Here is a 20,651-nt window from a genome sequence, read left to right on the forward strand (position 1 = left end):
CAAACGGACCCTAATTGCCCCGCGCCGCTGCCAGCGCGCCAGGCAGTTCCTCGGCAAAGATGTCGAGTTCGTGGTCGAGGCCGACGCTGACACGGATGCAGCGGTCGAGCACCGGTACCATCGGCTTGCGGATGAACACGTCGCGCGACAGCAGACCCTGCAGCACTTTCAGCGCGAACGCGCCGTCGCGGCCGCAATCGACGGTGACGAAATTGGTCGCCGAAGGCAGCGGCTTCAGCCCGTTCTGCTCGGCGGTTGCCGCGATGCGTCGGCGGCCGGCCGCGACCCGCGCCACCACGGTTTCGAGATAGCCCTGGTCGGCAAGCGCCTCGACGCCGGCGATCTGGGCCATGCGGCTGACGCCGTAATGGTTGCGGATCTTCTCGAAGTCGCGGATGACTTCGGCCTCCGCAATCGCATAACCGCAGCGTATGCCGGCCAGCCCGTAGGCCTTCGAAAAGGTGCGCATGCGGATGACGTTCGGCCGTGAGATATCGATCGGCGGCAGCGCCGAGGCCGGTCCGAGTTCGCCATAGGCCTCGTCGAGCACCAGCATGGTGGTTTCCGGCAGTGCTTCGATGAAGCGGATGAGTTCACCCGCTTCCCACCAGCTGCCCATCGGATTGTCGGGGTTGGACAGGTAGACCAGTGGTGCCTTGTCCCTGCGCGCCGCCGCGAGCAAGCCTTCAAGGCTTTCCCGGTCATTCTCGTAAGGGACCGTGACCAGCCGCCCGCCGACACCGGCAATGTGGAAATTGAAGGTCGGATAGGCGCCGAGCGAGGTCACCACGGCATCGCCTGGCGCCACATACATGCGCGCCACGAGGCTGAGCAGGCCGTCTATGCCTTCGCCGACAACGACGTTTTCGGCGTCCACGCCGAGATGCCCGGCAACGGCAACCTTCAGATCGTGATTGTCGGGATCGCAGTACATCCACATGTCGCGGGCAATTCCAGCCATGCGCTCTATGACGCGTGGCGAGGGCCCAAAGCTGCTCTCATTGGCGCCGATGCGGGCGCGGAAGGCGCGGCCACGCTCGCGCTCCTGCGCTTCTGGGCCGACAAAGGGCACCGTCGACGGAAGTGCCGCGATGAGCGGCGTCAGGGGAGGGCGTTGGCGCATGGCGGAAGCTCTTATGGAAAGGGCCTTCTTGCTAGCGTGACAGGGGAATGGGTGCAAGTCCTGAGGAGGTACCGGCAGGGAACTCGACGTGTCCTGGAAGGCCAGCATCACGTCGGATTTGCTGGATTCTCTCGCCCCCTTTTGCTAGCGAGACAGGATGAGCAACCGATTTCCGCCCGCTTGGGCAAAGCACCTCAAGACCCAACCCTCGGCGAAGACGGTAGGGCCGAAAACTGCGCCACCGAAAGCCCAGCCGAAGGCCGCTCCGCCTCGCGGTCAGGCCGACGACATGCTGTTGAGGCAAGCGCTTGAGCTACAGAAAGCCGAGCAACTGCCAGAGGCAGAGGAACTATGTCATCGCGTCCTGGCCCGCACGCCACACCATCCGCTGGCCCTGTATATACTAGGAACGCTTGGGCTCGGATACGATGACGAGAAGGCCCTGCGGTATTTCGCTCGGGCGGTCGGAGAGGAGCCGCAGAACCCCTACTACCACCTTAGCCTTGCTGAAGCCTATCTGAAGCTCAGCGAATTTACGCCGGCAATCAGGCACATTCAGCACGCCCTTGATTTGAAGCCGGATCTGGTAGAAGCGCTGTGCGCTTTGGGTGATGCTTACAACGCGTTTGACAAGGGGGAAATGGCGCTGCCGCTCTTCGAGAAGGCGCTGGAACTCGCGCGAGATCATCCTTTAGCCCGAATGGGGCTGTCCCACGCACTCGCAAGCCTCGGTCGTATGGACGAAGCCGCTGTTCATCTGAAAAAGGCAATTGAACGGCGCATCTCAATACCGGCTGCGTATAATGCGCTTGTACATACGCGCAAATACACGGAAGAGCCGCCGGAACTCGCGGCAATCCTGGCAGAGCTTCGAGACCCGGACCACGGGTCGGAAGGAGCGGCAGCGCTTCATCACGCGGCCGGGAAAGTGCTCAATGACATGCGTCGCTACAAGGAGGCGATGGACCACTTCAAGAAGGGAAATCAAGCCGCCGGTCATAAATTCGACCTGGAAAACTACCGTCGATGGGTCGATGCCATGATCGAAACGTTCACGCCGGAACTGGTGGCTTCAACGGCCGCTTATGGCAATCCTTCAGAGCTGCCTGTATTCGTCGTCGGCATGCCTCGCTCGGGCACGACGCTGACGGAGCAGATCTGTGCTAGCCATCCCGATGTTCATGGCGCGGGCGAGCTCAGCAAGCTTAGACGAATAGCCAATGGTATGGGCCTTGGAGACCGCTCCAGCGCGAACGTCGGCGAATCTATAGCGACAATTACTAACGATCTGACCAGGACTTTGGCCGGGGAGCACCTTGCCTATCTCCGCGAGCGGGCTCCTGATGCGCTTCGAATCGTCGACAAGATGCCTCATAATTTCGAGCTGATCGGTCTGATCGGCATTCTCTTCCCTAACGCGCGCATCATTCATTGCCGCCGCGATGCCATTGACAATTGCATCTCCTGCTTCGTCCTGCAATTCAGTAAAGCGCACAGCTACAGCGCCGATCTTCAAACGCTGGGACTTTACTACAGGGAGTATGATCGCTTGATGCGCCATTGGGGGAGGGTTTTCCCCGGACGTGTTTTCGAAAATCGCTATGAGACGTTGATTGGAAATCAAGAGGAGCAGTCGCGTCGGCTCATAGACTATCTCGGATTGCCCTGGGACGATGCCTGCCTGCGCTTTTTTGACCGGGATGGCTCGGTAAATACCTACAGCCGCTGGCAGGTTCGTCAGCCAATCTACAAGTCGTCCGTCAAGCGATGGAAGAATTACGAAAGCGAGATCCAACCGCTAATTGAGTCATTGGGCGATCTTGCTGAGGTTTGACCAGTAGATTCTAGACTATAGGCGACCTTCCCAGGACCATGTAGTCAATCTCGCCGATCGCTCCTTTCGCTGAGACTTCCCCCTGCCAAGCTTGGTCAAAAATGCTTGCGTGGCAAAATCGTACCGCGTGGAGATTGGCCGAGGCGCCTGTCAGTTCGTCATCCTCGGGCTTGACGCGGGGATCCATGTGATTTTGACGCGCGACTGGTCCGGAATTCTGCTCCACTGCATTCTTCGGCTGGGGTAACGGCATGGATTCCTGGGCCTCGCTCCGCTTTGCGTCACTACGATCAAGGATGACGACGTTGGTCGGACCCCCGAATGTAGCACTGTGCGATGGCCCATCGGGACACTGCTGCGGAAAAGAAAAACCCGGCGGTTGCCCGCCGGGTTCCGGTTCCGCCGAAGCGAAGTCTGTTAGAACGAGCGCTGGAAGCGGAGGATGCCGCCGACGCTGTTCTTCTTGTCGGCACCGGTCCAGTTGACATTGGACGGATCGGTCGTGACTTCACCGAACTTGCCGTAGTGGTTGTAGTCAACTTCGGCCGTGACCGTGAAGCCGGGAACGATGTCATAGGCAACGTTAGCCGCCACGCCATAGTTCTTGAGCTGGTCACCCGACACCTGAAGGTTGAACGAGGTCTTCTCGTTGAACTTATAGGTACCGCCGGTCCAGAATGCCCAGTTGCCGCCCCACTGCTTGTAGAAGCCGCGGCCGTGAGCATCGACAAAGTTGGTCAAGTCGTCGTTGAGCTTGCCGTCGGAGCCGTAGCCGCCCATGACGAACAGCGACAGGGCGCTGGAGACGTTCACGTCCAAGCGGACCTTGCCGGCCACCGATTCGTAGTTGCTGTCATAAGCAACGACGCCGGTGATGGCGCCCCAGCCCTGCGTGTACTTCACGCCGCCGACGACATGCGGGACGTAGCTGTCGATCGTGCCAACCGCGCCCGAGCCTTCTTCGAGCGAGACCACGGCCGAGAAGCCGTTGCCAGCGTCGAAGTAATACTGGACGACGTTGGTGTCGAAGTTGCCATAAGGAACCAGCGTATCCTGGATGACGTTGCCGGCGTAGCCGATGAACGTGTCGAAGGCCGATTCGTCCTTACCGACGCGCAGACCACCGAGCTGGATCCAGGCGAAGTTCAGCGAAACGCCCTTGTTGTGGGCGGAGTTGACGGTCCTATCGCCAAAGGTAGTGGCGCCATAGCCGTTGTTGTTGCCGAAGTTGAAGCGGGTCTCGGTATAGGTCTTCAAGGTACCGAGCTCGGTTTCCTGGCCAGTCCAGGTCTTCAGCGTGAAACGGGCGTTCTTTGCAAAGGTGGCCTGGTCTTTGCCGCTCTGCACGTCAAAGGTACGTGCGCCATCGAACGAGCCGATATCGCCCACGCCAATGTCATAGCGGACATAGCCGCCGATGCGCAGGCAGGTTTCGGTGCCGGGGATGTAGAAGTAGCCAGCGCCGTAAACGTCGCAGATCTTGACGTATTCAGCGGGTTCCGGCTCGGCGACGACGACGGCGTCGGCGGCGCGCGCACCGGAAACTGCGATCAGGGCCGCAGCGGAGCCGAGAAGAAGGCTCTTGATGTTCATTTTCTGACCTCCAGTCAGAATCGAACGAAACAGCGTTGTATTTGGCGCGAAGTCGCGCGGACAGGGTCGCGCCAATCCTATCTATCTGTTTTAGTGGGGAAATTTCTGGCTTGTCGCCACCAGGGTGGGCAAGAGTGGCGGAGAGGATGGGATTCGAACCCACGAGAAGCTTTTGACCTCTACTCCCTTAGCAGGGGAGCGCCTTCGACCACTCGGCCACCTCTCCGTTGCGCCGCTGGATAAAGAAAAGCGCCGGCACAATCAACAAGCCCGCGTCATTATATGGAAAAATAAGGAGGCGCCGAACCCCGGTATTTCCGCGATGCGGCGGTTCCGCGGCAATTCGCTGGCCAGCGACTCGCGGCTTTGCCATGATTCCGTCGACCGATTGCCGGATTCGCCCGCAAACAAGGGGGTGCGGAGGGGCGGATGGTTAACGAGAGCTTTCTGAGTGAGGCCAAATCGTGTCATTTGTGCAACAACGCCAGGGGATAGCAGCCGAACAGCCCTTTCGCCGGTACGATCGTGGTTGAACGCCGCCGCCTCATGGGTAATGTCGATATCGAAGGAGCGGCGCGGTGCGCATCTTTTTCGGTAGTGGGGATGGGGCAGGGAACGCTGTCCTTCAGCAAAGAATACCCAGACCCGTTTTTTAACTTTTGACTGGAGGTCAGAAAATGAACATCAAGAGCCTTCTTCTCGGCTCCGCTGCGGCCCTGATCGCAGTTTCCGGTGCGCGCGCCGCCGACGCCGTCGTCGTCGCCGAGCCGGAACCCGCTGAATACGTCAAGATCTGCGACGTTTACGGCGCTGGCTACTTCTACATCCCCGGCACCGAAACCTGCCTGCGCATCGGCGGCTATGTCCGCTATGACATCAGCGCCGGCCAGGAAGGCAGCTTCGACGGCGCCCGGTCTTTCGATCGCATGACTGGCGACGCCCAGGATACCTGGCACAAGAACGCCCGCTTCACGCTGAAGACCTGGACCGGCCAGGAAACCGAACTCGGTACCTTGAAGACCTACACCGAAACCCGCTTCAACTTCGGCAATGGTGACGGCCCGTACGCTGGCAACAGCGGCGCTTCCCTGAACTTTGCCTGGATCCAGCTCGGCGGTCTGCGTGTTGGTAAGGACGAATCGGCCTTCAACACCTTCAGCGGTTACGCTGGCAACGTCATCCAGGACACGCTGGTTCCCTACGGCGATTTCGACACCAACGTCGTCCAGTACTACTTCGACGCTGGCAATGGCTTCTCGGCCGTGGTCTCGCTCGAAGAAGGTTCGGGCTACGAGACCATCGACAGCTATATGCCGCATGTCGTCGGCGGTGTGAAGTACACGCAGGGCTGGGGTGATATCGTGGCGGTCGGCGCTTACGACAGCAATTTTGAAGAGTGGGCCGGCAAGGTTCGCTTGGATGTCAATGCTACCAACGAACTGTCGCTGTGGGTCATGGGCGGCTTCGGCACCGACAAGAACACCGCTCGCAACTTCTTCAAGCAGTGGGGTGGCAACTGGGCAGTGTGGGGCGGTGGCACCTACAAGTTCAACGAGAAGACCTCGTTCAACCTCCAGGTGTCGTATGACGAAGCGAAGGAAGCGGGTGTCGCCGCCAACATCGCCTATGACATCGTTCCCGGCCTCACGATCACGGCCGAAGTTGACTATGCTCACAACAGCCACAACAGCAACGGATACAACTGGACGGGCATCCCGGCCGGCAAGAGCAACGCTATCGGCGGCATCCTCCGCTTCCAGCGCTCCTTCTAAGGGCTGGTTCCATACAGGTGAAATCCAGCCCGGGCGCACAAACGCCCGGGCTGTTTTTGTTTCGTGACTGGGCTTGGGCAGACAGAAGGAAAAGGGGGAATCGGTAGCTGAATTGAATCTGCGATATGATTTCGTGGGATCCCCATCTGGTGGATGAAATCACTATCGCGTGATTCAAAACTCTTGAAAGGACGCCTTGAGGTGGGCTAGGTCTGACCTATCCACTCGGGGGTGTGGCTCATAATGACAAACGAAGCGATTCAAGAGGGTAATCCCTCTGATCATTTTGCGGTGTTCTCTTCTCAGAATTCAAAGTTTAAATATACCTACAACAAGATAAGAGAAGTAAAGTCGCATAGGGTTGGAGACCTATTTTCAGCATATCGGGATATATTGTGGGATGATGGGCGACATAAATACAATGTCAGCTCTTTCATCGGCGAAATAGACGAGATTCTCCTCGGAGAACGGTTCAGCGCCTTTGACCAGAGTACCCTGGACAACCTTATCGGCACCTTGCGCCAGCGCGGCAACAGCAACGCAACCATCAATCGAAAGATGGCTGCCCTCAGCAAACTGCTGCGCAAGGCTCACAAGATGGGGGATATCCACAGCCTGCCCGAGTTCCGCCGCCAGAAGGAGCGGGCGGGACGGATTCGTTTCCTCGAGAGGGACGAAGAGGCCAGGCTGTTCGCCGCCATCAAGAGCCGCAGCGAGGATGCCTACAGGCTTTCGGTCTTCCTGGTCGATAGCGGATGCCGTCTCGGTGAGGCGCTTGGGCTGATCTGGAACGACATCCAGGAGCATCGCGTCAGTTTCTGGATTACGAAGTCCGGCCGCAGCCGCACCATTCCGATGACCGAGCGGGTCAAGGAGGTCATCAAGCTGCCAGCCGCCGAAGGCCGCCGGCCCAAGGGCCCATTCACCAAGCTCAGCCAGGCACAGTTCCGTGCCATCTGGAACGACGCGAAGGCCGAAGTCGGCCTCGGCGCCGACGACCAGGTGGTGCCGCATATCTTGCGCCACACCTGTGCTTCGCGTCTTGTCCAGGGCGGCATCGATATCCGGCGTGTGCAAATGTGGCTCGGCCACCAAACCCTGTCGATGACCATGCGCTACGCGCATCTGGCCACCAACGACCTCGATGGCTGTGTTGTCGTGCTGGAAGTACCTCGATGCGGTGGGTCCGACAGTGCGGCGGCAAAGCCCGAATCGTCTCCAATGCAGGAAAAAAACAGCGAGCCGGTCGCGGCAAAGGCCAAGGTGCGGAAAAGCTCAAAGTCCCAATAGCATAGGACATTTTCGGCGCGCCCCTCGACCTGATCTTGGTCGAGGGGCGCATTCGTTTTTGCCTGTGCCTGTTCTCAGCCCGCGGTCGCACCGCGTTGCTCGGCATTGTCGAAGAACGTGGCGATCCTTTGTGGCAAGTCGCCGGTTTCGAGGAACGGGGCGTGCCCTTGGCCCTCGACAGTGATCGTCTCCATCTGCGAATGGCGTTCTCGCATCTGCCTCAGCGTGTCTTCGGACAGTAATCTCGAATTTGCGCCTCGGAGTGTGAGCAAGGGAATGGCTGCCAACGCCTCGAATTGCGGCCACAGGGCCGGGAGCGGCTGCGTCAGGTCAAGATTGGCAACGGTGTCGACCAGTTTTGGGTCGAAATCCGGCAGCAGTCCTTCATAGGTCTCGCGGTAAAGCGCCTCCACCATCCGCCTCCAGTCGGCGTCGGTGAGCGCGGGAAAATCCTGGCCGTGGACATCGCGCTGGCCATTCATCGCCGCGGCGAAGGTTTTCGGCTTTGGTGCGCGTTCCAGGTAGGACTGGATGTGGGCAAGGCCGGCTGCCTCGATCACCGGGCCGATGTCGTTGAAAACCATGGCTTTCACCACGGTCGGCCGCAGCGCGCCCAGAACATGGATGATCAGCCCGCCGCGCGAGGTGCCAATGAAGGCGGCTGCCTCTATTCCCAATGCCGCCAGCCCGGCAAGAATGTCGCCGGCCTCGACGCCGACATTATAATGGCTGCCATCGGGATCGTAGGCGGATTGCCCACGCCCGCGATAGTCGAAGGCGACGACTTTTCGCGGAACGGCGGATCGCGCCGAAAGATAGAGCGCCAGCTCATGAAAATCCCGGGCATTGCGGGTCAGGCCAGGCAGGCAGACCACAGGCCAGTGTCCGGAATTTGCTTCGCCATAGACCCGCGCGTGAAGTTTTAGCCCATCCGGAGCGCTATGGAAAAAATCGGAAAAGCCTGCAGTGCTCGACATCTGGACGCGATTCCTTCCCGCCGCCGAATCTTCCCTGACTGCTACAGGCGAGGGCGGGGAGGGTCAAATAGGAGCTTGGTCGGAGAAAATGGCCAGTATCCCCCAAGGGGGCGGCAGCTTCGGTGAAATCGCCCCTCGAGCCGTCGGCTTGGGTCAGCTGCGCCCGTTCACCAGATCGCCAACAATGTCGTATTTGCCGGAAATACGCATCTTGTAGACCTCGTAATTCTCCATCACGCGTTGCACGTAACTTCTTGTTTCCGTGTAGGGAATCCGCTCGATCCAGTCGACGACGGCGTCGATGTCCTTGCCGCGTGGATCGCCGTATTTCGCCACCCATTGGCTTGCCCGGTTGGGGCCGGCATTGTAGCCGGCGAAGGTCAGCACGTAGGAGCCGTTGAAGCGATCGAGCTGTTCGCCGAGGAAGGCGGCGCCCAGTGTGGCGTTGTAGCCGGCGTCGGTGGTCAGCCGTGTCTGCGAAAACTGCAATCCGGCCTTCTTCGCCAATTGTTTGGCGGTTCCCGGCATCAGTTGCAGCAGGCCGCGCGCGCCGGCGCTCGACACGGCGCCGATGTTGAACTCGCTCTCCTGCCGCGCAATCGCATAGGCCAGCGCCTTGCCGGAGCCGGAGATATTGGCCGAATCGGGAATGACGCCAAGCGGATGCGACAGCGCGCCGACATCGATGCCGCGCGCGCCGGCAACCTTGCCGACCTTCAGCGCCATGAAATGGTTGCCTTGCTTTTCCGCGAGGACAGCCAGCAGCGCCAGTTCGCCAGGGCTGGTCAACTGCCCGGCTAGATCGCGATAGAGCGTTTCGGCATAGCGGTCGTAGCCGGCCTCCTGCAGCCGCTTGATGGCGCTGACGGCTTCGCGGCCGGCAAAATTCCGCCGGTCGGCGGTATCAGGTTGCGGGTAGACAATGTTGAGCGCCTGTCGGCCGACGCGTTCGGCGGCAAGCTGGCCGTAAAATGTCGTGCCATAGGCCGCGGCGCGCCCCAAATAGTCCTTGGCGTTGCCGGGGCCGCCGACTTCGGCGGCACGACCGAGCCAGTAATAGGCGCGCGACAGGGTCATCGGCCCCTGGGCGAGGTCGGCGATGCGCACGAAATGCGTTGCAGCAAGTTTGGGGTCGTTCAGGCCACGCAGCGCGTACCAGCCGGCGTGGAATTCGGCGTCCGCCGCATTGGCGGCACTTTCGGCGGCATGCATGGCGACAATCTTGTAGGCCGTCTTCATATCGCCTTGGTCGACCAGTTCGCGCGACAACACCCGGCGCTCGACCCACCAGGCGTCCGCATCTACCAGGGCTTCGCGATCGGTCGGTGCCCGCATCACGACGGCGGCGGCGTGGGCAAAACTCTCCTGCTTGCGCAGATATTCGGCCTGCGCGAAGAAATAGCCGGCGGAACGCTGCGCCGCCGGCACTGCCTTCAGCAGTTTGGCGGTGTTCTTGTCGCCTCTGTCCACCGCCGCCCAGGCGTCCGCGAGCTGTTGGGCGCCGGCGAGGCCGGCGACCCGCAGCGCGGAGCCAACCCGGTCGGCATAGAACATACGCTCCATACGAAAACGGTGGTCGGTGGCCGGGATCAGGCCGCCGAATTCCTTAACCAGCGCCGTTTCGTCCTTGGCTTCGAGGATCGCGGTTCGCCAGAACGGTGACAGCACCGAACGCGCCGCCTTGGCATTGCCGGACAAGACATAGGCGCGGGCAAGAACCATCACGCCTTCGAATGTCTGCGGCTGGCTGCCGTCGAATGCCCGAATGACGATGTCCGGGGCAGGGTTCTCGCGATAGAGCGCGCGCTCGCTGTTCTTGCGCAAGGCAACGGTGCCCGGCCAGTTGGGGAGCATCTTTGCCGCGGCGGCGATGTCGCCGCTCGGAACCTTGTCGCCGCCGTACAGCGCAATCGCCCAGGCGAGGATGTGTTGGTCGAGCGAGTTGGCGGGAAGAGCGTCACGCACGGTGCGGGCGCCTGGAATGTCGCCAGCCGCCAGCGCGTCCAGCCCGCTCTTCAGCTGGGCGACGCTGGGCGAGGCATCCGGTTGCGCCTGGGTCTGCAGGCCAGGTACCGGGATCGCCGAGGTGACATGCACATCGACGCTGCCGCCGATCGCCATGCCCGGCATCAGCCCGAGCGTGGCGCCAAGCAGCGCGAACAGGTGAGGCCGACTGGCCGGCATGATCCTATGTCTTTCCTTGTCCTGGCATTCTACAGCAGGTCGATATGCCTCGAAGCCTAGACTTAGGTCGTGAAGGGCCCGTAAATACTGGGTTATCGAGGTCGCCCGAATTGCGCTTGCTGGCACCATGGCAATGCTTGCCGGGCAACAATGTCGAGACTATGGTGCGCCGCTTCGCTTTCGGCTAGAAGGCGCGCACGACAAAACACCGATGCATGTCGCCCAAAAGTGGATACCGGTTTTGGGGAAGCGACATGCATAAACAGCGACATGCATAAACAAAGAAGTCCCAAGGAGTTGGACGACATGCTGAGAGGCTCGCTTACCGCGCTCGTGACACCGTTCGAAAAGAGCGGGCGTTTCGACGAGAAAGCCTTTCGCGCGTTCGTCGAGTGGCAACTCGCCGAGGGCACGACAGGCCTGGTCCCGGTCGGCACCACCGGCGAGTCGCCGACGCTGTCGCATGACGAGCACCGCCATGTCGTCAAGGTCTGCATCGAGGTGGCCAGGGGCCGCGCACCGGTGGTCGCCGGCGCCGGTTCCAACAACACCGAGGAAGCGGTTGGGCTCGTGCAATATGCCGAGAAGGCAGGCGCCGATGCCGCCCTGGTCGTCACGCCCTACTACAACAAGCCGACGCAGCGCGGCCTCTACGAGCACTTCGCAGCCGTCGCCAGGGCGACCAAGCTGCCGATCATAATCTACAACATCCCGCCGCGCTCGGTCATCGACATGACGCCGGAGACGATGGGCCGGCTGGCGCACGACTTCAAGAACATCGTCGGCGTCAAGGATGCCACCGGCAAGGTCGAACGGGTTTCCGAGCAGCGCGCGACTTGCGGCAAGGAGTTCATCCAGCTTTCGGGCGAGGACGCTTCGGCGCTCGGTTTCAACGCACATGGCGGCGTCGGCTGCATTTCTGTAACGTCGAACGTCGCGCCGCGGCTCTGCGCCGAGTTCCAGGAGGCGACGCTTTCGGGCGACAGCGCCAAGGCGCTGGAACTGCAGGACCGTCTGCTGCCGCTGCACAAGGCGATCTTCATGGACCCCGGCGTTTCCGGCGCCAAGTATGCGCTGTCGAAGCTGGGCAAGGTCGAGAACGTGCTGCGTTTACCGCTGGTCACCGTCGAGCAGTCGACGGCCGAAAAGATCGATGCGGCCATGAAGCACGCCGGCTTGATAAACTAGGGATGAGGCGCCACCTCTCCACATCATGAATCAAGTCAGAAAAGCCGATCCCAACAACAAGACCGTTGCGGAAAACCGCAAGGCGCGGTTTTCCTATGAGGTGCTCGACACGGTCGAGACAGGCCTGGTGCTGACCGGCACCGAGGTCAAGTCGCTGCGCCAGGGCCAGGCCAACATCCAGGACAGCTATGCCTCGGTCGAAGGCGGCGAGATCTGGTTGATCAACTCCTATCTGCCCGAATATCTGCAGGCCAACCGTTTCAATCATGAGCCGCGACGCCGCCGCAAGCTGCTGCTCAACAAGCGCGAGATGGCGAAATTGTCGCAGAGCGTCGACCGCGAAGGCATGACGCTGGTGCCACTGAAGATCTATTTCAACGACCAGGGCCGCGCCAAGCTGCTGCTCGCCGTCGGGCGGGGCAAGAAGCTGCACGACAAGCGCGAAAGCGAGAAGCAGCGTGACTGGTCGCGTGAGAAGGGCCGGCTCCTGAAGGAGCGTGGATAGGCTGGGGCATTCGTTTGACGAGCCGGATTGTCCTTTTGAGCTTGGCCAGCCTGGTTCTGGCTTGTTTGGTCGCTGCGGGCGGCTATCTCTATTTCAGGGCATTCTCGCCGGACCGCGACAAATACCCGGTCAGGGGCATCGATGTCTCCCACCATCAGGGCCAGATCGACTGGCGGCGGGTTGCCGCCGACGATGTCGCCTTCGCCGTCATCAAGGCGACCGAAGGCGGCGACCATGTCGACGACGCCTTCGCACGGAATCTGGAAGAGGCCCGCGCCGCCGGTCTTGCCGTCGGCGCCTATCATTTCTTCACTTTCTGCCGGCCGGGTGGCGATCAGGCGCGCAATTTCATCTCGGTGGTGCCGCACGATCAGCCCTTGCTGCCGCCCGTCGTTGACATCGAGTTCGGCGGCAATTGTCCGCAGCGGCCAACGCCCGAGCAACTGAGCGCCGAACTCGCCGCGTTCCTCGCACCGGTGGAGGCAGCGTTCGGCAAACCGGCGATTGTCTATCTGACCGATGAGGCGGCAGAGGCCTATGGCGGGCGCATTGCTGCCCGGCCGCTGTGGCTTCGCTCATTGCTGTTGCAGCCAGACCGCGACGACTGGGTCTATTGGCAGTACCACAACAGGGGACGTGTCGACGGTATCAACGGCGATGTCGATCTGAATGTGCTGCAGGGCGGGCCGGCGGTGTTGGCCGCGCTGGTTGCGCCGCCGCGCTGATGAGCCCGCCGCCGCCCGACTCTATTTCTGCAGGAACGCCGCGATCTCTCTGAAAACGCTGACGAACATTGCCTCGGTCAAGACACCGGTGTTGGTGTTGTAGCGCGAGCAATGGTAGCTCGAAAACAGGGTGATGCCGCCGGCCGGTTGCTGCCCGCCATGCTTGAACGGGTAGGCGGCGACGCGCCCACCAAGCGCGCGCACGGTCGACTGGTGCGCGATCGATCCCAGCGCCAGCACGGCGCGCAGGTTGGGAAACCGGGCGATCGTCGGCACCAGGAAAGTCCGGCAGGTGGCGATCTCGGCGCCCACCGGCTTGTTCTCCGGCGGCACGCAACGCACCGCATTGGTTATGGCCGCGCCGACAAGCTCAAGCCCGTCATCTGGCCGCGCCTTGAACGCACCGCGCGCAAAACCGTGCGAAATCAGCGTCGAGTAGAGCAGGTCGCCAGCAAAGTCGCCGGTGAAGGGTCGTCCGGTGCGGTTGGCGCCGCGCAGGCCTGGCGCCAGCCCGACGATCAGCAACTGGACCGCGGCTTCACCTTCAGGCGGCAGGAAGGTCGGCACCGGCGCATTGAACCAGGATGGTTCGCGCTGGCGCCATTCCGCGATGAAATCATGCAGCCGCGGGCAGAGCGGGCAGTCGCGGCCGGGCTCGGGGGAGGAGGAGATGGCGGTCAAGGCGACCGGCCTCAGTAATCGTCCTCGTCGACCTCAGCCGGCTCGGGCCGCCGCACCGGCCTCTCGGACGGATCGCGGCCGACCTCGTTCTTCAGCGTCATCAGGTCGATGAAATGGTCGGCCTGGCGGCGCAGATCGTCGGAGATCATTGGCGGTTGCGAGGCCATGGTCGAGACGATCGACACCTTGCGGCCGCGCCGCTGCAACGCCTCGACCAGCGTGCGGAAGTCGCCGTCGCCGGAAAAGATGACATAATGGTCGACGACATCGGCGAGTTCCAGCGCGTCGACCGTCAGCTCGATGTCCATATTGCCCTTGATCTTGCGGCGGCCGGTCGAGTCGGTGAATTCCTTGGCCGGCTTGGTGACGACCTTGAAGCCGTTGTAGTCGAGCCAGTCGATCAAGGGACGGATCGAGGAGTATTCCTGATCCTCGACCAGCGCCGTGTAGTAATAAGCGCGCAACAGATAGCCGCGCTTCTGGAAGCTCGACAGAAGCTTGCGATAGTCGATGTCGAAGCCGAGCGCGCGCGACGTGGCGTAGAGATTGGCGCCGTCGATGAATAGGGCGATTTTTTCACGGGGGTCGAACATGGAAAATAGTCCTTTTCGAAATAAGCGGCCGTCTAAACGAAATGCGATAGCGACTATCGGTCAGGCTCATAATAATCCGGCTGACCTTGACACCATCCGAGATAACGCCAGTTTGGTGGCAATCCAAGGCGTGATGGGGCAATGCAAGCAATTGTGATCGCGGCACGGAGTGCATGGATGCTGGTTGATTTTGCAAAATCAGGTGTTTGAACGAGGGATTGAGCGCCTGGCGGCCCCGCCATTGCCATGATGCTTGTATTTTGACGGCGTTCAGGTTAAGGACCGCGCCTGTTTTCCATCAAATCCATCGCATGAAAGGGGCAATCCATGGCCCGCGTAACCGTTGAAGATTGCATCGACAAGGTCGATAACCGCTTCGAGCTGGTGCTCCTTGCCGGCCACCGCGCCCGTCAGATCAGCCAGGGCGCGCAGATCACCGTGCCGCGTGACAACGACAAGAACCCGGTCGTCGCGCTGCGCGAGATCGCCGACGAGACGTTGTCGCCCGACGACCTCAAGGAGGATCTGATCCATTCGCTGCAGAAGCATGTCGAGGTCGACGAGCCCGAAGCCGATGGCGAGGCGATCGCCGACCAGACCGGTGGCGCTGTCGCGGCCACCAACGCCGACGACGCCGAGGAGAATGTCACGTTCGACCGGATGACCGAGGAAGATCTGCTGGCCGGCATCGAGGGCCTGGTTCCCCCGGAAAAGAGCGACGATTACTAGGAGCGAACCACTGTTGCGAAGGTCGCTGGATTAATCGTCCGGCACTTCCGTATCGGCAGTTTCGTGGCTATCTATGACATGCGCCGTACAGCAGTGCGGCGCATGATTCATTTCACCGCTGTGAGATCCCGCCCATGATGCGTCAGTATGAGCTTGTCGAGCGCGTCCAGCGCTACAAGCCTGACGTCAACGAGGCATTGCTCAACAAGGCCTATGTCTATGCCATGCAGAAGCATGGCCACCAGAAGCGCGCTTCCGGCGATCCCTATTTCTCGCATCCGCTCGAAGTCGCCGCCATTCTCACCGAAATGCACATGGACGAGGCAACGATCGCGGTCGCCCTGCTGCACGACACCATCGAGGACACCACGGCGACGCGGGCCGAGATCGACGAGCTGTTCGGGCCGGAAATGGGCAAGCTGGTCGAGGGTCTGACCAAGCTGAAGAAGCTCGACCTCGTGTCGAAGAAGGCCGAGCAGGCGGAAAACCTGCGCAAGCTTCTGCTGGCGATCTCCGAGGACGTCCGTGTCCTTCTTGTCAAGCTCGCCGACCGCCTGCACAACATGCGCACCCTCGACCATATGCCGGAGGCCAAGCGCCTGCGCATCGCCGAGGAGACCATGGACATCTATGCGCCGCTGGCCGGGCGCATGGGCATGCAAGGCATGCGCGAGGAACTGGAGGAGATCGCCTTCCGTTACATCAACCCGGAGGCCTATCGCGCCGTCACTGCACGGCTCGCCGAGATCTTCGAGCGTAACAAGGATGTGCTGTCCGAGATCGAGAAGGCGCTGTCCGCGCTGTTTGAAAAGCATGCGATCAAGGCTGGCGTGAAGAGCCGGCAGAAGAAGCCGTGGTCGGTGTTCCGCAAGATGGAGGCCAAGGCGCTGTCTTTCGAGCAGCTGTCCGATATTTTCGGCTTCCGCGTCGTCGTCGACACGGTCGAGGACTGCTACCGGGCGCTTGGCGCCATCCACACCACGTGGTCGATGGTGCCAGGACGCTTCAAGGATTACATCTCGACGCCGAAGCAGAACGACTACCGCTCGATCCATACCACCATCGTCGGACCGTCGCGCCAGCGCGTCGAGCTGCAGATCCGCACCCGCGAGATGAACAAGATCGCTGAATATGGCGTCGCCGCCCACTCGATCTACAAGGACACTGGCGGCAAGATCAACGGCGCCGCGCATGCGATCTCGAAGGAGACCAACGCTTATGCCTGGCTGCGGCGCACCATCGAGCAGCTTGCCGAAGGTGACAATCCGGAGGATTTCCTCGAAAACACCAAGCTGGAACTGTTCCAGGACCAGGTGTTCTGCTTCACGCCGAAAGGCATGCTGATTGCCTTGCCGCGTGGTGCGACGCCCATCGATTTTGCCTATGCGGTGCACACCGATGTCGGCGACACCTGCGTCGGCGCCAAGGTCAACGGCCGTATCATGCCGCTGATGACGGAACTGAAGAACGGCGACGAGGTCGAGATCATCCGCTCCAAGGCGCAGGTGCCGCCAGCTGCGTGGGAATCGGTCGTCGTCACCGGCAAGGCGCGCTCGGCCATCCGCCGCGCCACCAAGAACGCCATCCGCAAGCAGTATTCGGGTCTCGGCATACGCATCCTGGAACGCGCCTTCGAGCGGGCTGGCAAGACCTTTACCAAGGAGAGCCTCAAGCAGGTGCTGCACCGGCTGGCGCGCAAGGACATCGAGGACGTGCTGGCCTCGGTCGGCCGTGGCGAGCTTGCCTCCACCGACGTCATGAAGGCGGTATTCCCCGACTACAAGGACGAGCGCGTCACCACGGCCGCGCCCAAGCAGCGCGAGGAGGGCTGGTCGAAGATCCGCAACGCCGCTGGCATGCTCTTTCAGATCCCGGGCCGCGCCGCGCGCAAGGACAAGGACCAGCCGAAGGACGGCGCCGTGCCGATCCGCGGCGTGCGCGGCGACCTGCCGGTGCGTTTCGCGCCGGAGGGGGCCGTGCCGGGCGACCGCATCGTCGGCATCGTTCAGCCGGGCACCGGCATCACCATCTATCCGATACAGTCGCCGGCGCTGCAGGCCTTCGACGACCAGCCCGAACGCTGGATCGACGTGCGCTGGGACATTGACGAGCGCACCAAGGAGCGCTTTCCGGCGCGCGTATCGGTTACCGCCATCAATGCGCCGGGTTCGCTCGCCGATATCGCGCAGGTTGTTGCGTCGAACGACGCCAACATCCATACGCTGTCGATGGTGCGCACAGCGCCCGATTTCACCGAGATGCTGATCGATCTCGAAGTCTGGGATCTGAAGCATCTCAACCGGCTGCTGTCGCAGCTCAAGGACAATTCGAGCGTCAGCGATGCAAGGCGTGTGAATGGCTGACACGGCTGATCTATGTGGGGATAGGCGCAGATGAATACCGATGAAGTGCTGGGCATATTCCGCGACGCGGGTGCCGTTCTCGAAGGGCATTTCATTTTGACCTCGGGCCTGCGCAGCCCGGTCTTCCTGCAGAAGGCGCGGGTGTTCATGCATGCCGACAAGACCGAGCGGTTGTGCAAGGCGCTGGCCGAAAAGATCCGTGCGGCGGTGCCTGGCAAGATCGACTACGTCGTCGGTCCGGCGATCGGCGGGCTGATCCCGGCTTACGAAACCTCGCGCCATCTCGGCGTGCCGGCGATCTGGGTCGAACGGGAAGGGGGCGAGTTCAGCTTGCGCCGCTTCGAGATTGCCAGGGGCGCGCGCGTCGTCATCGTCGAGGACATCGTCACCACCGGCCTTTCGATCCGCGAAACCATCGAGTGCCTGCGCGAACTTGGCGCCGAAGTGGTCGCCGCCGCCTGCATCATCGATCGTTCGGCCGGCAAGACCCACGTCGGCGTGCCGCTGATCGCGCTCGCCGAATATGAGGTTCCGGCCTATCCGGCAGACCGGCTGCCGCCGGAGCTTGCCGCCATTCCGGCAATCAAGCCCGGCAGCCGCAACATCTGACGAGGAGGCCGAAATGATCGCCGGCATCGATCATTTCGTGCTGACGGTCGCTTCGCTGAAAGCGACTTGCGACTTTTATCAGCGCGTGCTGGGTTTTGAACGCATCGATACGCCGGGCCGGCCGACAGCGCTGGCCTTCGGCAACCAGAAGATCAATGTGCATGAGGTCGGCCGCACCTTCGAGCCGAAAGCGAAGTCGCCGACGCCCGGATCCGGTGATTTCTGCCTGATCACTGACCGGCCGCTGGGTGAGGTCTGTGCCCGTCTCGCGGCCAACGGTGTGGTGGTCGAACTCGGTCCGGTCGAACGTGTCGGGGCGCGAGGGCTGATGATGTCGGTCTATTTCCGCGACCCGGACGGCAATCTGGTCGAGGTCAGCGAATACCGGTCATAACCTCCAGAGCAGTCGGCTGCGACAATAAATTTAGCGGTTTCTTAAATTCGCCGCGATTGTCCGGCGTTGGAGGGGCGAACCTTACCAAAAATTATGGCCACATGGCTGCTGTGCTGACGGCCTTTGGTTGTTGTTGGGGTCGCGTATGGCTATATCAAGGTTGCGATTGCCATTGGGCGGTCGTCAAGCGCAAGATGTGGCTGTCGCGCCCGGCTGAAGTTGCCGGTGCGGGAGCTGTGGAACGGGAACAGAGTGCTTTTTCGACGTCGCAAGCCTGATGGTCTTTTCGAGCGGGTGCGTACCTATCTGTGGCCGCGCCGCTCGTTTTCGCGCTCGCTTCAGTATTTCTCCAAGCGCATCTTGCGGCTGAAGGCCACTCCGCATGCGGTGGCGGCCGGTGTCGCCGCCGGCGTCTTCGCTTCGTTCTTTCCTGTCGGGTTCCACTTTGTCATTGCCGCCGTTCTGTGCTGGGTGATCGCCGGCAACCTGGTGGCAGCGGCACTCGGCGCGGTATTCTTCGGCAATCCGCTCACCTTCCCGTTGCTATGGGGCGCCTCCTGGGAGACCGGCAAGCTCATCCTGCACGATCGCCTGCCGGTGCATGGCCCACCGGCGCATCTGGGCGAGATGCTGCACAAGCTTTCTTTCGCGCAATTGTGGAAGCCCGTGCTTGAGCCGATGCTGATCGGCGCGGTACCGCTAGGGCTGGTCTTCGGGCTCCTGTTCTATGGCATCACGCGCTGGGGTATGAGCGCTTTCCGCGAGCAGCGGCGCAAGCGCCTGGCCGAGCGGTCCGCCCGGCATGCGCAATCGTCTCATCCCGCCGGAAGCATCGGTACCACGGCACGATGATCATCGGCATCGGCAGCGACCTGATCGATATCAGACGCATCGAGAAGTCGCTGGAGCGCCACGGCCAGCGCTTCATCCACAGAATCTACACCGAGGTCGAGCAGGCACGTTCGGAGGGGAGGCGCGCCCGCGCGGCCTCTTACGCCAAGCGCTTCGCCGCCAAGGAGGCCTGCGCCAAGGCACTCGGCACCGGTCTCGCGCAAGGCGTGTTCTGGCGTGACATGGGTGTCGTCAACCTGCCCAGCGGTGCGCCGACCATGGCGCTGACCGGCGGGGCCTTGGCGCGGTTGGGCAAAATCCTGCCAAGGGGCCATCGAGCGGCAATCCACCTCACCATCACGGATGATTTCCCCCTCGCTCAAGCCTTTGTGATCATTGAGGCGTTGCCCGTCGAAGAAGCGCCACATTGATTGCATCTGAGGACCGGCATTGACGTTGCCCAGCGCGCGCCGAGACTCTATACCATCCAACGCACAATCGAGGACGACATGAGCGTGGCTGAAAAATCCGAGAAGAAATCCGGCGGGCTTGGCGAAACCGTCAGCGTCATCGTCCAGGCGCTTTTGCTCGCCCTGGTCATCCGCACGCTGCTGTTCCAACCCTTTTCGATTCCGTCGGGATCGATGCGGCCGACGCTTCTGGAAGGCGACTATCTGTTCGTCACCAAGTGGTCCTACGGCTATTCGCGTTATTCGCTGCCTTTCGGTCCCGACATTTTCTCGGGCCGCATCTGGGGCTCCGAGCCGAAGCGCGGCGACGTGGTGGTGTTCAAATTCCCACCGGACCCTTCCGTTGACTACATCAAGCGCGTGATCGGCCTGCCCGGCGACAAGATCCAGATGAAGGACGGCCAGCTGTTCATCAATGGGGTCGGCGTGCCGCGCGTGAAGGCCGGCCAGATCGACAATCCCGACATCACCGAGACGGATCGTCCCATCGACGTCTATCGCGAGACGCTGCCGAACGGTGTCAGCTACGACACGCTTGATTTGTCACCGGATTCAATTGGGGACAATACCCGCGAATTCGACGTGCCGCCCGGCCACTATTTCATGATGGGCGACAACAGGGACAATTCCAGCGATAGCCGGTTCACCGTCGGCTACGTTCCCGCGGAGAATCTGGTTGGCCGCGCCAATCTGATTTTCTTCTCGATCGCCGGCAAGGCAAGCCCGCTTGAAATCTGGAAATGGCCGTCCTTGATGCGCGCTTCGCGCCTGTTCCATTTTGTAAATTAGG

Annotated in this window: 19 protein-coding genes and 1 tRNA gene; 13 read left to right on the forward strand and 7 right to left on the reverse strand. The window is 61.4% G+C overall.

Annotated elements, in window-relative coordinates; all coding sequences use genetic code 11:
• Positions 1–10 precede the first annotated feature (10 nt).
• Complete coding sequence (locus OOJ09_RS03430; protein ID WP_269903830.1) at positions 11–1,123, reverse strand: pyridoxal phosphate-dependent aminotransferase; 1,113 nt, start codon at positions 1,121–1,123, stop codon at positions 11–13.
• 157 nt (positions 1,124–1,280) lie between these two features.
• Here OOJ09_RS03430 and OOJ09_RS03435 point away from each other — a divergent pair, with 157 nt between their 5' ends.
• Positions 1,281–2,957, forward strand: a complete 1,677-nt coding sequence (locus OOJ09_RS03435; protein WP_269903831.1) for a tetratricopeptide repeat-containing sulfotransferase family protein — start codon at positions 1,281–1,283, stop codon at positions 2,955–2,957.
• A 417-nt stretch (positions 2,958–3,374) separates the two neighbouring features.
• Here the strand turns inward: OOJ09_RS03435 and OOJ09_RS03440 are convergent, their stop codons facing one another.
• Both OOJ09_RS03440 and OOJ09_RS03445 read right to left on the reverse strand, forming a co-directional pair.
• Complete coding sequence (locus OOJ09_RS03440) at positions 3,375–4,550, reverse strand: porin (RefSeq protein WP_269903832.1); 1,176 nt, start codon at positions 4,548–4,550, stop codon at positions 3,375–3,377.
• A gap of 135 nt (positions 4,551–4,685) precedes the next feature.
• Positions 4,686–4,776 (reverse strand) — tRNA-Ser (locus tag OOJ09_RS03445).
• A 451-nt stretch (positions 4,777–5,227) separates the two neighbouring features.
• Here OOJ09_RS03445 and OOJ09_RS03450 point away from each other — a divergent pair.
• Together OOJ09_RS03450 and OOJ09_RS03455 are read left to right on the forward strand one after the other, a co-directional pair.
• Positions 5,228–6,322, forward strand: a complete 1,095-nt coding sequence (locus OOJ09_RS03450) for a porin (protein ID WP_269903833.1) — start codon at positions 5,228–5,230, stop codon at positions 6,320–6,322.
• A 243-nt stretch (positions 6,323–6,565) separates the two neighbouring features.
• The gene (locus tag OOJ09_RS03455) at positions 6,566–7,612 is read left to right on the forward strand and encodes a tyrosine-type recombinase/integrase (protein ID WP_269903834.1); all 1,047 of its coding nucleotides are present in this window, start codon (positions 6,566–6,568) and stop codon (positions 7,610–7,612) included.
• Between the two features lie 74 nt (positions 7,613–7,686).
• On the opposite strand, the gene OOJ09_RS03460 is transcribed toward OOJ09_RS03455, so the two are convergent.
• Positions 7,687–8,589, reverse strand: coding sequence for an alpha/beta fold hydrolase (locus OOJ09_RS03460; RefSeq protein WP_269903835.1), 903 nt, complete (start codon positions 8,587–8,589; stop codon positions 7,687–7,689).
• A 153-nt stretch (positions 8,590–8,742) separates the two neighbouring features.
• The gene (locus OOJ09_RS03465) at positions 8,743–10,773 is read right to left on the reverse strand and encodes a lytic transglycosylase domain-containing protein (protein ID WP_269903836.1); all 2,031 of its coding nucleotides are present in this window, start codon (positions 10,771–10,773) and stop codon (positions 8,743–8,745) included.
• 306 nt (positions 10,774–11,079) lie between these two features.
• Between OOJ09_RS03465 and dapA the strand changes: the two genes are divergently transcribed.
• Genes dapA through OOJ09_RS03480 form a run of 3 tightly spaced genes read left to right on the forward strand, consistent with a single transcriptional unit; the run spans position 11,080 to position 13,191 of the window.
• Positions 11,080–11,961, forward strand: coding sequence for a 4-hydroxy-tetrahydrodipicolinate synthase (gene dapA, locus OOJ09_RS03470; RefSeq protein WP_269903837.1), 882 nt, complete (start codon positions 11,080–11,082; stop codon positions 11,959–11,961).
• A gap of 25 nt (positions 11,962–11,986) precedes the next feature.
• Positions 11,987–12,466 (forward strand): SsrA-binding protein SmpB, encoded by a 480-nt coding sequence (gene smpB, locus OOJ09_RS03475; protein ID WP_269903838.1) that lies wholly within the window; start codon positions 11,987–11,989, stop codon positions 12,464–12,466.
• Between the two features lie 14 nt (positions 12,467–12,480).
• Positions 12,481–13,191 (forward strand): GH25 family lysozyme, encoded by a 711-nt coding sequence (locus tag OOJ09_RS03480; protein WP_269903839.1) that lies wholly within the window; start codon positions 12,481–12,483, stop codon positions 13,189–13,191.
• A gap of 21 nt (positions 13,192–13,212) precedes the next feature.
• Here OOJ09_RS03480 and OOJ09_RS03485 read toward each other — a convergent pair whose 3' ends face one another.
• A complete protein-coding gene (locus tag OOJ09_RS03485) occupies positions 13,213–13,872 on the reverse strand; it encodes a uracil-DNA glycosylase (protein ID WP_269903840.1) in 660 nt (219 codons plus the stop codon).
• Positions 13,873–13,883: 11 nt separating this feature from the next.
• Positions 13,884–14,465 (reverse strand): NYN domain-containing protein, encoded by a 582-nt coding sequence (locus tag OOJ09_RS03490; protein WP_269903841.1) that lies wholly within the window; start codon positions 14,463–14,465, stop codon positions 13,884–13,886.
• A gap of 327 nt (positions 14,466–14,792) precedes the next feature.
• On the opposite strand from OOJ09_RS03490, the gene rpoZ reads away from it, so the two are divergent.
• The 7 genes from rpoZ to lepB all read left to right on the forward strand — a co-directional run bounded on the left by rpoZ (position 14,793) and on the right by lepB (position 20,650).
• Positions 14,793–15,194 carry a DNA-directed RNA polymerase subunit omega gene (rpoZ, locus tag OOJ09_RS03495; protein WP_269903842.1) on the forward strand — a complete coding sequence of 134 codons (402 nt, stop codon included), beginning with the start codon at positions 14,793–14,795 and terminating at the stop codon, positions 15,192–15,194.
• 134 nt (positions 15,195–15,328) lie between these two features.
• A complete protein-coding gene (locus OOJ09_RS03500) occupies positions 15,329–17,557 on the forward strand; it encodes a RelA/SpoT family protein (RefSeq protein WP_269903843.1) in 2,229 nt (742 codons plus the stop codon).
• A gap of 30 nt (positions 17,558–17,587) precedes the next feature.
• A complete protein-coding gene (pyrE, locus tag OOJ09_RS03505) occupies positions 17,588–18,166 on the forward strand; it encodes an orotate phosphoribosyltransferase (RefSeq protein WP_269903844.1) in 579 nt (192 codons plus the stop codon).
• Positions 18,167–18,179: 13 nt separating this feature from the next.
• The gene (locus tag OOJ09_RS03510) at positions 18,180–18,560 is read left to right on the forward strand and encodes a VOC family protein (protein ID WP_269903845.1); all 381 of its coding nucleotides are present in this window, start codon (positions 18,180–18,182) and stop codon (positions 18,558–18,560) included.
• Between the two features lie 252 nt (positions 18,561–18,812).
• Positions 18,813–19,412: a DUF2062 domain-containing protein gene (locus tag OOJ09_RS03515; RefSeq protein WP_269903846.1), complete on the forward strand. Its 600-nt coding sequence runs from the start codon at positions 18,813–18,815 to the stop codon at positions 19,410–19,412.
• Positions 19,409–19,822, forward strand: coding sequence for a holo-ACP synthase (gene acpS, locus OOJ09_RS03520; RefSeq protein ID WP_269903847.1), 414 nt, complete (start codon positions 19,409–19,411; stop codon positions 19,820–19,822). The genes OOJ09_RS03515 and acpS overlap by 4 nt, the downstream gene beginning before the upstream one ends.
• Before the next feature lie 78 nt (positions 19,823–19,900).
• Positions 19,901–20,650 (forward strand): signal peptidase I, encoded by a 750-nt coding sequence (gene lepB, locus OOJ09_RS03525; RefSeq protein ID WP_269903848.1) that lies wholly within the window; start codon positions 19,901–19,903, stop codon positions 20,648–20,650.
• The last annotated feature ends 1 nt before the right edge of the window (position 20,651 follow it).

It is taken from the genome of Mesorhizobium qingshengii, from assembly GCF_027563465.1.
Lineage (GTDB): Bacteria > Pseudomonadota > Alphaproteobacteria > Rhizobiales > Rhizobiaceae > Mesorhizobium > Mesorhizobium qingshengii_A.